The following is a 15,936-nucleotide window of genomic DNA, read 5'->3' as shown; positions in this document are numbered from 1 at the left end:
AACTATTTTGAGTATTGGCGACTAATTCTCTTACCCTTTTCATCATAAGTTTCTGCATAATTTCCAACTTGAACAGAAAAAGTCGTTCCCGAAGCACCTAAAAATCTATCTATTTTCTGATAAGTTCTTGAAATTCTTTTTAAATCTTCATCAAATACTTCAAGATAATTTCCATCTTGAACGACAACTATTTCAGATGAGTTTCCTAAAAAATCGCCATTGTTGTATGACCTTTTAATTCGTTTACCTTTTTCGTCTATTGTTTCGAGATAATTTCCATCAACTTTTACTCTTGAAATCATATTTTTTGTTTTAGTTCGTTGTTTTGATAATATTATTCTTTAATTGTATACAACATAAGGGTTTCGACAGGCTCAACCTGACAAATACAATATTAAAAGACTTTTTGAAAAGCCTCAATATTTTGTTTTACAATACTATAGACTCCCTAAAAGTTCGGCCATTTTTTGGGCACGCGCTTTAACTTCATCCTCAGTCCATGACAATTTAATTAAGCAGGAAATATTACGTGCTATAATCGCATCGGAAGCTTCGAAAGTTTTATTTTCTAAATCTTGTAAGCCATTTTTAATTTCTTGAGATAACGGGAACAATGATTTCTGTTGTGTTAAATGCTGCCATCTTCTCACATAATGCCAGTTATTATCGAAATAATGGAAACATCCATCAATGCCATTTTCTTTAAATAAAGTCATCGCCTTTTGCGTGGTTTCCAAGTCTTTTAAGAAGAAACTTAAAAAAGAATAGTTTTCTACACCACCTTGCGGTACCGTTCGGAAGGTAAGTCCGGAAACGCTTTTTAAAGATTCTTTTATGATGTTGAAGTGTCGTTCTTGAATATTTAAAATTTCAGGAAGGCGTTTAACTTGAGCCAAACCTACAGCGGCATGAAGCTCTGAAATTCTATAATTGTAACCTAAAAACGGATGTGTTTCGGCGCCTCTATCATTTCCAACATGATCGTGACCATGATCGCTATAATGATCGGCATTTACATAATAGTATTCATTATTAGTAATCACGGCTCCACCTTCACCACAAGTAATGGTTTTTACAAAATCGAATGAAAAACACCCTAAATCGCCAATACTTCCCAATGGTTTATTATTGAACGTGGCTCCAATAGCTTGGCAGGCATCCTCTATAAGTAAAAGGTTATTCGTTTTACAGATATCTAGAATGGCTTGCATATCAGCCATACCACCACACATTTGTACTACCATAATACATTTTGTATTTGGGGTAAGTGCTTTTTGTATGGCTTCGGGATCGAGGCCTAATGTGTCATCGATATCTACAAGTACTGGTGTTGCTCCAACTTGCATCACGGCTTCGAAACTTGCCACAAAAGTAAAGGTTGGTAAAATAACCTCATCGCCAGCGCCTATGCCGGCAGAAGCTAATGCTACTGATAAGGCTGCCGTTCCGCTGGAAACAAGTTGTACGTGATTGGTTTGAAGTGTCGTTTGTAAAGCGCTTTCTAGTTCCTTAGCTTTCCAATGGCCATTACGCATGCCGTCGAATCCGTAACGCATGAGCACGCCATTGTCTAATACATCGTTTACTTCTTTTCGTTCTAAATCTCCAAATAATTCGAATCCTGGCATAATTTTATTTAATTCTTAAAGGTTTGTTTCTAAGGTACGGTGCGCTGCGTTAGGGATGGAGGCCTTGTTGGAGCTCTTTTTGTGTGGCCTGCCTGCCGATAGGTAGGTATGACATACAAAAAAGCGACGGCCGAGAGCCCGACCCTTGTGGTAACGCCCTAATCATTTATAATTCTATAATCGCCTCGCTTAATGGGCGTCTTACTTTTTTAAAAGTTGAAAACATATCGTCGTCGGCGCGATAGCCAATAGGTAACAGTAAAACCGATTTTAAACCTTGTTTTTCGAGGTCTAAAATACGATCGTATTCTTGAGGTATGAAACCTTCCATAGGGCAAGAATCGATGCCTTCCATGGCGCATACCGTCATTAAATTTCCTAGGGCGATGTAGGCTTGGTTGGCCGACCATTGCAGACGTTGATCTATGGTTTTATTGGACATCATATTGACCAAATCCTCGCGATAAGGTTTTAAAATGGTTTCGGAGGTTTGGCGAATGCCTTTGATATTTTTGTAATAATTATCGATATCGGTGCTAGTAATATCTGTTTGCACACAGATTACGAGTAAATGTGACGCATCTACGACTTGTTTTTGATTGAAAGAGGCTTTTACAAGTGATTGGCGTGTTTCTGGGTCTTTTACAACCACCAGTTTAATGGTTTGCAACCCATAAGATGTTGCTGTTAGGTTGAAAGCTTGCTTAATGAGGTTTAATTTTTCTTCGGAAAGCTTTTTTTCTGTATTAAATTTTTTGGTAGCATATCGCCATTGTAGCTGCTTTATCGTATCCATTTTGGCTTAATAATTTGAGCAAAAATAAGATATGCACATGGCATTTTACCATATTAAAGCGAAAAAATACAAGTGAGTTCGCGCCTGAATCAATATTTTTAAAAAAAATGATTTTTTGTTTGACAGATTTGAAAAAGGTTTCTATATTTGCACCCGCATTCAGGGAATACCTGATGAGGCACTCAGGAGAAATGGCAGAGTGGTCGAATGCGGCAGTCTTGAAAACTGTTGAGGGTCACACCTCCGGGGGTTCGAATCCCTCTTTCTCCGCAAAAAATCCCGTAAACATCATGTTTATGGGGTTTCTTTTTTTGTAATAAGTTTTAAAATGTTTCACTTCTTTCATTCAGCTTTTTAGGTTGAGCATAGAAAAGGTTGTTCTTATGTAATTTTGCAGTGATAGATTAAAATTAAAACGCTAAGCCTTGTCTTTTCGAAACATCAGCTGTAAACCTTTGTTATTTTGCATCATTTATTTCATTTATGATTTCAGCAAATAAAACATAAGATTTTATGCGATCTTGATGATCATAAATATGAGAAACGGCAATAAGTTCGTCTATTTGTGTTTCTGCAATAAAGGCTTTTACTTTATTTTTAACGGTAGCTTTACTCCCTATAAAAGTATACTTAAGCATTTGTTGAACGGTGGGGTGATTACTCATACTGCGAAGTTCTTCGGTCATATCAGAAGGTGGTTGCATATAATTACGTTTTCCTGTAATTAAATTGATAATCATTTTATAGAGTGACGTAGAAATGCGTTCTGCTTCTTCATCGGTATCGGCGATTATAATGTTAACCCCAGCCAAGGTATAGGGTTGTTGTAAAGCATCTGATGGCTTAAATTCCTTACGATAAACATCAAGGGCACTATAAAGTAGGGGCGTAGCAAAGTGGCTAGCAAAGGCATAAGGCAGGCCTTTTTTTGCTGCTAAATGTGCGCTGTCATGACTAGAGCCTAAGATATATAACGGAACGTTAATGCCTTCGGCAACATTGGCGCGTACATTTTTAGACGCACTATAAGGTGAAAAATAATCTTGTAATTTTTGAACTTCTTCAGGAAATGATAAAGCGGCTTGATAAAAGTCCGACCGAATGGCATTCGCCGTTTCTCTATCTGTTCCCGGGGCACGCCCTAGGCCTAAGTCAATGCGGTCTGGGTACAAAATACCTAAGGTTCCAAATTGCTCAGCAATGATTAGAGGGGAGTGGTTGGGTAACATAATACCACCGGAACCAACGCGTATGTGTTGCGTGCCTTCAGCAATTTTACCGATTAAAATGGATGACGCACTACTGCCAATGGCATCAGAATTATGGTGCTCGGCGAGCCAAAAGCGCTTGTATCCTGCTTTTTCGGCTGTTTGTGCTAAAGCTAATGAATGCTCGAAAGTTTCGGCTAAAGTGCTGCCTTTGGATACTATAGCGAGTTCTAATATGGAGTAGGCGATATTTTTATCTTGCATGCGTCTGGCTTGTTTAAATATGTAACGGTAAGTTTTAGGTAAAAATAGTAAAGAAGCCTTTCCTATTTAGAAGCATAGGATGATTTAAGAAATATTTAAGGTATTGGTTTTATGAATTTCTTGCCGGAAGTATTTTAAGACGTTATAGGGTTTTGCTATCTAATTACATGTTACCTCCAAGGGCTACAAAAAGATTTACACGTTGAATAATTTTTTGTGTTTGAAGATGAAGTAAGTCTGTTTCACTTTTATATAAATCCATTTGTTGATCTAAAAGATCCCTCATGTCGCTTTTACCAACCTTAAATCTAATTTCTTCCAACTCGAAAGCCCTTTTGTTACTACTCGTGGCAGCAAAAATATAATTTTCACGTTGCTCTATATTTTTAACAGCATCTAAGGTGTTCTCCACATCGGCCATGGCGTTTAAAACGGTTCTAGCATAGTTTTCTACCGCTTGTTTTTGCTGAGCTGTTCTTATGGTAACATTAGCTTTTAATTGACCTCCAAAATAAACTGGTGCTATTAATTCGCCACCGAGACTTCTAATCGGATTAGAAAAGTCATCCGCAAGTTGGATTAAAGGACTATCTAATATACCAAAACCTGCCGTTATATTGAGGCTAGGTAATCTGGCAGCCTTAGCTTCACCTACGCGATAGAAGGAACTATTAAATTGATATTGGGCTGCAAGGACATCTGGTCTGCGTTCTAAAATTTGTAATGGGATGCCATTGGGTATTTTAGAATGAAGTTCAATTAATTTGTTTTTGACTTCTATTTCAGCTTTGGGATATCTGCCAAGTAAAAGTTCCAGTGCGCGTAATTGGTTACTATAGGCCAACTCTAATTGCTTATAAGCGTCTTTAATCTGGTTTAAGTTTGCTTTAGCGATAACGACATCTATTTCAGTTCCGGTACCAATATCTAATCTATGTTGGGCGATGGTTTTTAAATTTTCAGAAGACATCACCATTTGTTGTGCAAGTTGTAATTGTAAAAATGTTGAAGAAGCCAAAAAATAAGTACGGGTTACATGCGCAGCAATTGAAAGTCTAGCAAAGGAATATTGACTTTTAATAGCTGCAAGGTTTGCTTGTTCGGCGTTTCGCGCGTTACGTAATTTTCCCCAAATATCGATTTCCCACGAAGCCTCGAAAATAGCACCATTTAAGCCACCGCCTAGGTTGCCTCCTAATTTCGTGGTTTCTCGTCCAAAAATAGAAAGTGCTGGTCGTAACGCAGCCTGAGCTACTTCAACATGACCAATAGCTTCTTCTATACGAGCGCTGCTAATGCGCAGGTCGGGATTGTAATGCAGGGCTTCTTTTACTAAGGTATCTAAGACAGGATCATTAAAAGAATCGAGCCAATTGTTGTTTACCGCTGTTGTATCGGCACTGTTTTGCCACGTAGAAGGTAAAATGAAATTTGCATAAGCTAGTTCCTGTAAATCTTCACCCGTTGGAGGGGCTTTAACAGCGCAACTTTGTACCAAACAAAAATTTGATAATAGGAGGGTAATCAAACAAAGGTTTCTTAAAATAACTTGCATTTTTAGTGAAGTTTAGGAACGATCCAATCTAATTTCGTGTTTATACGCATTATGACCTTTCTAACCAAGTGAATGATAGTGCCTCTTTCTGTGTAAATGGCGCCAACACCTACTGCTCCAGGGGCTAGAAATATATCCTTATCAGATTCTGATACTTTTAGTCTCACTGCAAACCGCCCTTCTTCTGAGTGATCTGCTTGTGTGTCCGGCAATCTACCACTTGCTGTTAATTGGCCTTGAGCGTTGGCCCAAACGATGTGATCAACTTCGCATTTAATGATGTGATTAGGATGTGTTTTTAAGGCGATTTCAGCATGGTCACCATCTTTTACATAGCGAATTTCATTTTGTTTAAACAAGGCAATTAGCCATTGTTCATCTTCTATAAAAGTTAATACAGGTTTAATGGGAAACTGCACCGCCATAGCTCCTGGACGTAATTGTAAATTTATTACGCGACCATCGGCAGGGGCACGATATACGGTTTGTTCTAAATGCCATTCGGCTTCTTTTAGCTGAACTTTGGCTTGTTCTAAATCTGCTCTGGCTTGCGTAATTTCCGATAGCTCTCCTTCCGAAGAAATTGCTGAAATTTTTTGTAGATATTGAGATTTTTCAGATTGGGCCATGGCCTTTTGGGCTTGTAAATTTTGCAGATTAGCTTGAGCTTGTTCGTAGTCAAATTTTGAACCCGCTCCTAAATCTGCTAATTCTTTAGTTTGTTGCTGTCTTTTTATGGCTAAGTTTAGTTGTGCATCAATAACTTGGATTTTATTTTCTGCAGTAGTAATTTGATCTTCTAATTCTCGGTCGTAAGCTTTGGCACTTACTACTTTGGCTTCTAAAAGAGGAATTTTAGATTTTAGGTTTTTAACCTTAAGTAAGAAGGGTTCGGGATCTATTTTGAATAAAACGTCTCCTTTTTTTACATGCTGGTTGGGTTTAATAGGAACTTCTGTAACCTGACCAGTAACTGCAGGTACAACTTCTACATTGTAATTCATAACACGAACGTCATGTGAAGAAGGTGCAAAAATATTAAGAAAAAGTATAAGTAGGGTTATAGCTGCTACAGGAATGATATAAGCTATGACTTGTGTAACTGTATTCCAAGGTAATAATTTAAATTTGAAAAAGATAAGCCAAACAATGCCACCGTATATAAGGAGTAATAGTATTTCCATTTAAGATTTTTTTTGTTGCTCGTTATTTGTTTCGGTTTCGGATATTTCGTTTTTGTCACTTTGTGTCTCTGCTTGGGGGCTTTTCCCTTTTTTAAACTCTTTTAAAGTGGTCTCGTGATAGTCTCCTTTATCCGTGCCATATGCCATTTTGTAAAATACAGGTTTGCTGTAAGCCCATAGCCATGCAAGTGGCCAAAGCAGTCCTCCAAAAAATAAGGACAGGATACAAAGGACTTTTATAGCTTCAGCTTGTGGATGATTTCTTTTTTCGGCGATTTTTTCTGGAAGTACGTGAACAAAAAGAAATAAGCCTATACAAACGAAAGGCACAATAATAATAACTATCCAACTAACAACTTCGGCTATGGTGTCTTCTACACCACCTTCTTGATTGTTGGCTGAAATTAAGAGAGGCAGTAAAAATAATAAAATACTAAGGTGTCTTCTTTTTGAGGGTTGAAAGAGCATGGTATTCAGTTTTAAACAAAAATAATAAATTTGGTTTTTGGGATTGTTTAGTGAATGTTTTAATTGAAACATTTTCAAGTGGTTATGTTTGTGGTAATTTACAATTTTGTTTAAAAAAAAGCAGTTTAAAATTCATTATTTTTTAAACTGCTTTCTTAAAATATGGGTGTCAAACTAAGTCATTTTACATAACTTTTTGTGCAATTATCGTTTCAATGCTCCAGAGGTATCACCTCCCATTAAACTTTTTATGTTTTCTAATGAGACCATATTAACATCTCCGATTACCGTATGTTTTAAGGCACATGCAGCGGTAGCAAAGTCTAAGGCTTCAAGATCAGTATCATAATGAAGTAAGCCATAGATGAGTCCGGCAGCAAAGGCATCGCCTGTACCAACACGATCAATCACATGTGAAATGTTTAAGGTTTCTGTTTTAATGTATTCGGTGCCCGTCCATATTCTACCTTGTATTTCCTGCTCGGATGCGCTTATAGATTTTCGTTTTTTACCTACAACTTTTTTAATTCTAGGAAAAGCGTCCATAAGTTCTTGAGCCGAATTTTTTAGCTTTCCACCAACTTCTCCAAGTCCGAACATTTCATTGATACCACGCGGACTAGTAATTACAATATCACAATGTTGTACCAGTTCAGGCATAACTTCTTGCATGGTTTTGCCATATTTCCACATGTTTTTTCGCGAGTTAATATCGCCAGAAACCATGATGCCCATTTTGTTAGCCGTTTTTATGGCCTCCAAGCAGCATTGGGCCGCACCTTCAGAAATGGCAGGGGTAATCCCTGTCCAATGAAACCAATCGGCGTCTTTTAAAACATCTTCCCAATCGACCATGCCAGGTTGTATTTTGGAAAATGCCGAACCTTCTCTTTCATACACAACCACACTAGGTCTATGCACGGCACCTTTTTCTAAGAAATACATGCCTAGTTTGTCATCACCATATATTATTTGATCACTACTCAACCAGTTTTTTCGTAAAAACTGTGTAGCCGCACGTCCTAAGGCATTATCAGGAAATCGTGTCATGTGTGCCGCTTTCATACCTAGGTAAGCACATGATATAGCTACATTTGCTTCACCACCACCGTAAACCAATTCGAAAGAGTTGGCTTGTGAAAATTTTAAATATCCAGGAGGCGATAAGCGCATCATGACTTCTCCAAAGGTTACCAGTTTTTTATTCATATTTAATGTTTTGTTTTAGCTATTTAATATTTTTAGTGACTAAAAATACAATTTAATATAGGAAAATTTAAAATCATTTCAGGCAATTGTTGGATTTCAACAGTCAATTTGGATGGCATTTTCATTTCAAAAATCATTATTTGAGTTAATAATAATGTAAACCCCGATTAAAAGAGCACTTGTTTTATTTCTTAACAATAAAAATTAATATTAATTTCATTGAAATTTTAAAAAACAACCTCAATCTTTATGCTTAAGCCGTTTCTTATCATGCTTTGTTTGATCATTTTTGTGCCGTTTTCTAACGCGCAAACAAAGAAGTTAGATTCTTTAAGTACCAAACAGATCATAGATACTTTACTTATCGATAGAGAATTGAAAAATTGGTCCATCCGGTTGTTTACCAACTATAAAGGGCAAAGTTTTAATCTTAAAAATGGTGAAAATAAATTGTCATTTAAACCCAATAACAGGGCTGGGGTTGGTGTAGGGTTAGGGACGAGTAAGCTGATTGTAGATGTTGCTTTTAATTTAAAGGGGCTTGAAGAAAATCCTACAGAACGTTTTGATTTACAAGGTGCAGTTATTGTAGGTAATAATCACTTGGTTGGTTTATATGTTCAACATTATAAGGGTTTTAATGTGACCAATAACTTTGGGGAACCGGAGTTTTTTAGCCGTGATATCACCTCCTTTTCTATGGGGGTTAATTATTTGCATACTTTTGATGAAATTTCCTTTTCCACCGCTACATTAAGAGCAGGCCTTATGAAAGCTGAAAAAAAACACTACATCTCATATGGTGTAGGTGGATTTATGATTTACGATAATTTCTCAGCAAACGATGCGCTTATTCCTGATCGTGATTTTTTTGACAGTGATGCGTATATAAATGAGTTTAAAGGTGTGGGGGTAGGCGTTTCCGCTGGCGTGTTATCTGTTTTCGTACTTCCAGCTAATTTTTTTGTAACTCTTAATGTTATTCCGGGAATTGGTTTGATGCACAAAAGAACCTTCACCGAAGAAGACAAACACACCGTTTCAAATCCGCTTATCTATAAGCTGGATTATAATGCTGGGGTTGGTTATGTTTATAAACGGTTTTATGTGACGTTTGTGTACGGAAGTTGTGTTTATACGAGTAGTTTGGACCATGGGTTAGACTATGTGTTTAGCAATACCAAAGCTAAAATAGCCATTGGTTACAAGCTTAATTCTAAGAAAAAGTTGAAGCTGCCTTTTGAAGGAAAGTGATTTTTAGTTGCCTTCGTAGTCGGAATGAAAATAAAAAGATATAGTGATTTATGATGCCTCAAGAAACTACAGAAAAATTTAAATTAAAACATTTTCCATCGCTTATAGTAGATACCTATAAAGCATGGACCGCCGATGATCCTTTTCGATTAAGTGCTGTCGTTGCTTATTATGCCGTCTTATCGCTTCCTGGGCTTTTAGTGATTATTGTTAATACGGTTGGTTATTTTTGGGGTGCCGATATCGTGCAAGGAAAGCTTACCCAAGAAATATCGAATGCTTTAGGGCATGATGCTGCCGATGCCATTAAAACTATGATGGTTGAAACGCAGAACAAAGAAAAAAGTACTGCCGCAACACTTGCAGGTATTGGGTCGCTATTGTTTGGCGCTACAGGTGTTTTTTACCATTTACAACTTTCACTGAATCAAATTTGGAATATTGTTCCAGATAAAGATTCTGGTTTCACGAAGATGCTTCTCGATCGTACACGAAGTTTTGCGTTCATTTTAGTGATTGGGTTTTTGTTACTGATTAGTTTTTTAATCACTACAGCGATTTCTTCATTAAATAATTACATCCAAAGTTTTATGCCCGATTTTATTGTGTATATCGCTTTTGTATTGGATGCGGTTTTGTCTATTAGTATTATAACCGTCTTGTTTGCGCTGTTGTTTCAGTATTTACCAGACGCGAAGATTAGATGGAAAACCGTTTGGATTGGCGGACTCATAACGGCCATACTTTTTGTTTTTGGAGAGTTTATTCTTGGTTTGTATTTGGGGACGGCTAATCCAGGATCGACTTATGGTGCAGCAGGAACTATCGTATTAATTTTACTATGGGCGTCCTATTCGTGTTTGATTTTGTTTTTTGGCGCCGAGTTTACTTATGTATATGCCAAACGCTATGGTTTAGGTATACAGCCAAATGCAAATGCTAAAATAATTGAGAATTCGTAGTGATTTAAAAGCTTAGTAAACTTACAGTTTAGGATTACTAATGTTGCAATAAAAAAATAAGGCCATCTAAATCATGTTTAGATGGCCTCTAGGATTAATTAATTTGCATGTTGTTGAGAGGTTTACCACTCGGCAATTTCTTTTTCAATAGCTTCTCTTTCCTTTCCTGTTTTTTCTTGTAGTTTACCTAACATCTCATCAAATTTACCTTCTGAATAGGTAATGTCATCGTCGGTAATTTCACCATATTTTTGTTTGAAGTTACCTTTAATTTGTTTCCACTTACCTTCTAACTGATCTCTGTTCATAATTTCTAACTTTTAGTTTAATATTCGTTTAGGGCTAAATTACTTGCATAGAGATGCTTGTATTGACTCAAAAAAATAATATCTTAATCTAAAAAATTAATGGCCATGAATATTGAAGGCAGTTCATGTTTTGTGTGATAAGGTTAAGGCGGTTTCTATTTTAAATGAATATTTGTAGTTACGAGCTTAAAAAGAACTAAAAAACGAAGCGATATGGCAGCGATTATAAAAAATGAAGCACAATATGAAGCCTTACGAGAAAAGGGGTACAGTAAAGAAAAGTCGGCAAGAATAGCCAACACTCCCGATGCTGGCGTAAAGGGAGGTAAAGCCAAGGCTTATGAGGAACGTACCAAAGCAGATTTATATGAACAAGCTAAAAAAATAGGCATCGAAGGGCGTTCTAAAATGAATAAACAACAACTTATAAAGGCTTTAAGAAACCATTAATTAATAGTACTAACCACATATATATGAATATGATACAACCAAGAATAATTCGTCAAATTTTTATTTTGCTTCTCATACTGCTTATTGGGGGCTTAATTTTTAAAGAAATGGCGCCTTATTTGTCAGGCGTTTTGGGCGCAATTATCATGCATGTTTTGCTTAGGAAACTCATGTCCACACTTGTAAAAAAGAAGGGCTGGTCTCCTAATTGGGCGGCAGGATTACTCATGTTTATGTCTTTTATGGTTATTTTACTTCCAGTAGCTGGTATCGTGATGATGTTGGGTAATAAAATTGGTGCGGCTGTAGATAATTCAGAGAAAGTTATTGCTGTTGTTGAATCCCAATTAGATGCCATCGAAACGCGATTTGGTTACGACATAACCTCACAGTTTGATCCTCAAGCGGTCTCAGGTTGGCTTTCTGAAAACCTACAAGGTTTAGTAGGCGGGACCTTCAATACGTTTATCACCATTTCCATCATGTATTTTTTGTTGTATTACATGTTAACCAATAGAAAACAATTAAGAGAATCCTTGTATGATTATATTCCTATTAGTGATTCTAGTCTGAAAATTATAGGAACAGAAACCCGTCAAATGGTTAAGGCCAATGCCTTAGGAATTCCATTAGTAGCCTTAGCACAAGGGGTAGTAGCCCTTGTTGGTTTTTTTATTTTTGGTGTTGAAAATCCGTTTTTTTGGGGTGCTATTGTCACTTTTGGATCTATGGTTCCTTTTATTGGTAGTATGTTGGGAACACTACCTGTTTTTATATTAATGTTATCTAATGGAAGTCCATTTCAAGCTTGGGGTATTTTAATTTATGGTATTGTGGTAGTTGGGTCTACCGATAATTTAATTCGCTTATTCGTGCTAAGAAGGTTAGACGATGTGCATCCTTTAATTACCCTTCTAGGGGTTATAATTGGATTACCATTATTTGGTTTTGTGGGATTAATTTTCGGACCATTATTAATTAGCTTGTTTTTAATTATTGTTCGAATTTATAAGAAGGAATATGGTAAAGGTGAGGAGCATACGTTGTAGAAACTTAAATCGCATGCTTCTTTTGGACTAAGATTTTAAGGCATCAAGCTAATGGGATTAAGAGATGATGATTAACTTTTATGAGCGTAATTTTTAGAAAAGAAATCATGACAATAGGCATTATAGGAAAAGGAAAGATTGCAGGGAGTTTAGGAAAACATTGGGCGAAAGCAGGCCATGAGATATTGTTTGGTTCTAAACATCCGGATGAGTTACGAGGATTGGTGGAAAATGCGGGGCATGATGCTGTAGGGTTGAGTTTGAATGCTATTTTTAAAGCCCAAACGGATGCCTATTTATTGGCCATGCCATTTCACACTATGCATCAAATAGCCGAATTGTATGCCGGTAATTATGAAAATAATGTAATTATTGATGCCACAAACCCAGACCCTGAAAACGATGGCGAGTTGGCGACAGAAGTGTTAAACGCGAATTACAATGCTTCAGAGTATACAGCCATTAAGTTTGGAACGGCCAAAACGGTTAAGGCTTTTAATTCTTTAAATCCTGAAGATTTGGAGCAGAAAGCTTTCCGAAGTAAACATAAAATGGCTATTCCGTTTGCGACTCAGGAGTCACAAGGAAAAAAATTAGCCATACAACTTATAGAAGATATAGGTTTTGATGCGTTTTATATTGGCGATTTAAGCCATTCGAATATCATGGAACCGCAGCAAGCACTTTTTGGGAAGTCTTTAGAATATGCAGAATTAAAGCGTTTGGTGGACGCCACCCGTACTTTTTAGAGGGTTGGCTAAATTGTTGTTTGTTTGATAAATAATAGAGTTCTAATACATGTGTTTTAGCTTATGACATGGGAAATTATTTTAATGTTTGTCGTGCTTCTTACAACCATACTCTTGTTTGTATTTGAAGTATTTCCTATTGATAAAATCGCTTTTTTTATCATCATATCTCTTGTTTTATTGGGGTTAGTTACACCAGAAGAGGGGATAAGTGGTTTTTCAAACAGTGCGACTATTGCTGTTTTGGCCCTTATGATTTTAGCCATTGCCATGGAGGAAAACGGCGTTATTCATTGGCTTACTTCGGGCATGGGAAAGGTGAAGTCGCTACCGCTCGCCGTGATGGCACCCATTTTTATGTTTGTAAGCGCCTGTATTTCTGCATTTATTAGCACTACTGCTGTTGTTATTGTTTTTATTAAAATTGTAAATCAGCTATCCGAAAAATTTAATGTCCCACAGTCTAAATTACTGTTGCCCATTTCTTTTGCAGGGATATTAGGAGGATCGTGTACCTTAATGGGGACCTCTACCAATTTAATAGTGAATTCGGTATCTAGTAATTTGGGAGCTGAACGTTTGGGCTTTTTTGAGTTTACCTGGCTTGGGCTTACTTTTCTAGGGATTTCTATGGTATACTTAACCATTTGTTTAAAATGGTTGCCTCGAGAAAAGCAGAAAAACCTGAATGAGAATTATCATATCGAAGAATATTTTACCCATGTTAAAATTAATACCGAATCTGCACTCGTTGGAAAAAAAATTAAAGATGGATTTCTGTATAACAATCCAGATGTGTCTCTGTTAAAACTTATACGTAAAAATCGTGTGCACAATGCGCCAGGTAAATACATCACACTTAAAGCAGGTGATGAATTGGTTTTGGTTTGTGATTTGGAAAATTTATCGCGTATTAACCAGTCGGAGAATCTAGATATTTGCGATAAAGATAAAGTAGATGTTTATTATCAGACTGCAGTAGCATCTAAAGACGAAGATCAAGTTCAAGCTGAAACAGAAGAATTTGAGTTAAATAACCGCGTTTTTGTAGAGCTTCTCATGCTTCCAGGCGCTATTTTGTTAGGGAAAACTCTGGGTGAGCTACGTTATTTTATGCTTCAGGATGCTACGCCAATAGCTATTAAAAAACGAAAAACACTTACTCACTTTAAAGAACGCATGATTAGAAATAGCACCGATAAATTGTTGCTCAAAGCTGGCGATCGTTTGCTTGTAGAAGTTTCTAAAGAAAAAATGTTAGCCTTTGAAAGTATGGAAAATGTGGTGATGCTTCAGGAGTTTGATGAGGTGGAACAGCCTTCTAAGTTTAAAAAATACTTTTCACTAGCGGTTTTAGTCGCCGTGGTAGGCATGGCGGCAAGTGGTTTGTTGTCCATTATGGTTAGTGCATTAACCGGGGTGGGGGTTTTGTTGTTAACCAAGAATTTGGATTTAGAAAAAGTTTACAAGAAGGTTAATTGGCAAATATTTTTCCTGTTGGCAGGCATGATTCCTTTAGGTGTAGCCATGCATAATACAGGCGCCGATATGTGGATTTCAGAACAACTATTAGGATTGTTAAGCGGTCAGTCGAAATATGTCATTATAGGCGTGTTGTTTTTTATTACCATGTTTATGAGTGGTGGTATTAGTAATAATGCCACAGCCATTATCATGACACCCATTGCTATGGCAGTGGCTCAAGGAATGGATCTCGATTATACACCGTTTATTCTTACGGTATTGTTTGCTTCAAATTTTAGCTTTTTTACACCTGTAGGCTATCAAACCAATACCTTAATTTATAGCGTGGGTAATTATAAGTTTAAACACTTTTTTATAATTGGCGGAATACTAAGTATAATTCTTTGGTTAACAGCCACGTTTTTGTTAACGAATATGTTGTAAAAATAAATAAGATGAAAGATAATTTTAAAATAGGCGATGCCTTTAACAAACTTTGGGATAAACTCGATGATTGGTTTAGCACCATTATTTTAAAACTGCCTAACTTTATTTTGGCGGTTGTTATTATGATTCTGTTTTACTTTATCGCTCGCGGCGTGAGGAAACTGCTACTTCGATTTTTGCTAAACCGTATCAGTCAGAAATCCATTCAGGATATCATTGCAAAAATGGTTTTTTTAAGCATTATTTTGATTGGTTTTTTTATCGCATTGGGTGTTTTAGAACTCAATAAAATACTTACTAGTATTTTAGCCGGTGCCGGTGTGGTAGGACTTGCAGTTGGTTTGGCGCTTCAAGGTACATTAAGTAATACGGTTGGTGGTTTGGTGCTGTCTTTTATGCCTAAAATTCGCATTAACGATTATATTGAAACCAGCGAAGCCAAAGGTTTTGTGAGTGAAATAAGCTTGCGAAACATTGTGTTGCGACGACCTGATAATAATTACACTATTGTGCCCAACTCGAAGTTTGTAGACAACAGTTTTACAAATTATTCATTAAGTAAACGTAGTCGTATTTCGGTAAGCTGTGGTGTAGGTTATGAAAGTGACTTACAGGAAGTGGAAGATGTTGTTAAACGCGTGATTTCTGAAAATTTTGAACAAAAAAACGGGGAGGACGTAGAGTTTTTCTATACCGAATTTGGAGATAGCTCGATTAATTTTATGACCCGATTTTGGATTGATATGGTGAAAAATAAACAGGAATACGAAGGCAAGCATAAGGCGATAAAACTTATAAAATCTGAGTTTAATGCCAAAGGTATTAACATTCCGTTTCCTATTCGAACGTTGGATTTTGGCAAAAATAACCTTCAAATTAATCGTGATAGCCCAGAAGAGTAAGTATTTGTAATAAAACCGATTGCGTTAAACATTAAATCG

General features: G+C 36.6%; 16 protein-coding genes and 1 tRNA gene. 8 read left to right on the top strand and 9 right to left on the bottom strand.

The features are described from left to right. Nucleotides 1-2: 2 nt before the first annotated feature. The 3 genes from A6I66_RS13505 to A6I66_RS13495 all read right to left on the bottom strand — a co-directional run bounded on the left by A6I66_RS13505 (nt 3) and on the right by A6I66_RS13495 (nt 2,424). Complete coding sequence (locus tag A6I66_RS13505) at nt 3-302, bottom strand: hypothetical protein (RefSeq protein ID WP_067150360.1); 300 nt, start codon at nt 300-302, stop codon at nt 3-5. A gap of 135 nt (nt 303-437) precedes the next feature. Further along, nucleotides 438-1,628: a DegT/DnrJ/EryC1/StrS family aminotransferase gene (locus A6I66_RS13500; protein ID WP_067150357.1), complete on the bottom strand. Its 1,191-nt coding sequence runs from the start codon at nt 1,626-1,628 to the stop codon at nt 438-440. A 166-nt stretch (nt 1,629-1,794) separates the two neighbouring features. Beyond that, a complete protein-coding gene (locus A6I66_RS13495) occupies nt 1,795-2,424 on the bottom strand; it encodes an NAD(P)H-dependent oxidoreductase (RefSeq protein ID WP_067150353.1) in 630 nt (209 codons plus the stop codon). 185 nt (nt 2,425-2,609) lie between these two features. Between A6I66_RS13495 and A6I66_RS13490 the strand changes: the two genes are divergently transcribed. Next, a tRNA-Ser gene (locus A6I66_RS13490) sits at nt 2,610-2,694 on the top strand. Between the two features lie 188 nt (nt 2,695-2,882). On the opposite strand, the gene A6I66_RS13485 is transcribed toward A6I66_RS13490, so the two are convergent. The 5 genes from A6I66_RS13485 to A6I66_RS13465 all read right to left on the bottom strand — a co-directional run bounded on the left by A6I66_RS13485 (nt 2,883) and on the right by A6I66_RS13465 (nt 8,312). Beyond that, entirely contained in the window at nt 2,883-3,896 is a 1,014-nt protein-coding gene (locus A6I66_RS13485) for an LLM class flavin-dependent oxidoreductase (RefSeq protein ID WP_067150350.1), read from the bottom strand. 163 nt (nt 3,897-4,059) lie between these two features. After that, nucleotides 4,060-5,451: an efflux transporter outer membrane subunit gene (locus tag A6I66_RS13480; protein ID WP_067150347.1), complete on the bottom strand. Its 1,392-nt coding sequence runs from the start codon at nt 5,449-5,451 to the stop codon at nt 4,060-4,062. A 2-nt stretch (nt 5,452-5,453) separates the two neighbouring features. After that, nucleotides 5,454-6,635, bottom strand: coding sequence for an HlyD family secretion protein (locus tag A6I66_RS13475; RefSeq protein ID WP_067150344.1), 1,182 nt, complete (start codon nt 6,633-6,635; stop codon nt 5,454-5,456). Then, nucleotides 6,636-7,103: a DUF3302 domain-containing protein gene (locus A6I66_RS13470; RefSeq protein WP_067150563.1), complete on the bottom strand. Its 468-nt coding sequence runs from the start codon at nt 7,101-7,103 to the stop codon at nt 6,636-6,638. 204 nt (nt 7,104-7,307) lie between these two features. Beyond that, on the bottom strand, nt 7,308-8,312 hold the full coding sequence (locus tag A6I66_RS13465; RefSeq protein ID WP_067150341.1) for a sugar kinase: 1,005 nt from the start codon (nt 8,310-8,312) through the stop codon (nt 7,308-7,310). A 249-nt stretch (nt 8,313-8,561) separates the two neighbouring features. Here A6I66_RS13465 and A6I66_RS13460 point away from each other — a divergent pair, with 249 nt between their 5' ends. Next, on the top strand, nt 8,562-9,566 hold the full coding sequence (locus tag A6I66_RS13460) for a DUF4421 family protein (protein WP_245683460.1): 1,005 nt from the start codon (nt 8,562-8,564) through the stop codon (nt 9,564-9,566). A gap of 50 nt (nt 9,567-9,616) precedes the next feature. Next, nucleotides 9,617-10,528, top strand: a complete 912-nt coding sequence (locus tag A6I66_RS13455) for a YihY/virulence factor BrkB family protein (protein ID WP_067150335.1) — start codon at nt 9,617-9,619, stop codon at nt 10,526-10,528. 122 nt (nt 10,529-10,650) lie between these two features. Here the strand turns inward: A6I66_RS13455 and A6I66_RS13450 are convergent, their stop codons facing one another. Further along, nucleotides 10,651-10,836 (bottom strand): CsbD family protein, encoded by a 186-nt coding sequence (locus A6I66_RS13450; RefSeq protein ID WP_067150332.1) that lies wholly within the window; start codon nt 10,834-10,836, stop codon nt 10,651-10,653. A 213-nt stretch (nt 10,837-11,049) separates the two neighbouring features. Between A6I66_RS13450 and A6I66_RS13445 the strand changes: the two genes are divergently transcribed. From A6I66_RS13445 to A6I66_RS13425, 5 genes are all read left to right on the top strand, one after another. Further along, nucleotides 11,050-11,286 (top strand): DUF7218 family protein, encoded by a 237-nt coding sequence (locus tag A6I66_RS13445; RefSeq protein ID WP_067150329.1) that lies wholly within the window; start codon nt 11,050-11,052, stop codon nt 11,284-11,286. Nucleotides 11,287-11,309: 23 nt separating this feature from the next. Further along, nucleotides 11,310-12,335: an AI-2E family transporter gene (locus tag A6I66_RS13440; protein ID WP_067150326.1), complete on the top strand. Its 1,026-nt coding sequence runs from the start codon at nt 11,310-11,312 to the stop codon at nt 12,333-12,335. 80 nt (nt 12,336-12,415) lie between these two features. Then, a complete protein-coding gene (locus A6I66_RS13435; RefSeq protein WP_245683459.1) occupies nt 12,416-13,084 on the top strand; it encodes an NADPH-dependent F420 reductase in 669 nt (222 codons plus the stop codon). Nucleotides 13,085-13,147: 63 nt separating this feature from the next. Further along, complete coding sequence (locus A6I66_RS13430) at nt 13,148-14,992, top strand: SLC13 family permease (RefSeq protein ID WP_067150320.1); 1,845 nt, start codon at nt 13,148-13,150, stop codon at nt 14,990-14,992. An 11-nt stretch (nt 14,993-15,003) separates the two neighbouring features. Further along, the gene (locus tag A6I66_RS13425; RefSeq protein ID WP_067150317.1) at nt 15,004-15,897 is read left to right on the top strand and encodes a mechanosensitive ion channel family protein; all 894 of its coding nucleotides are present in this window, start codon (nt 15,004-15,006) and stop codon (nt 15,895-15,897) included. The last annotated feature ends 39 nt before the right edge of the window (nt 15,898-15,936 follow it).

This window comes from Pseudotamlana agarivorans, from assembly GCF_001642835.1.
Classification (GTDB): Bacteria; Bacteroidota; Bacteroidia; order Flavobacteriales; family Flavobacteriaceae; genus Pseudotamlana; species Pseudotamlana agarivorans.
This window is presented reverse-complemented; position numbering and strand designations above follow the sequence as displayed.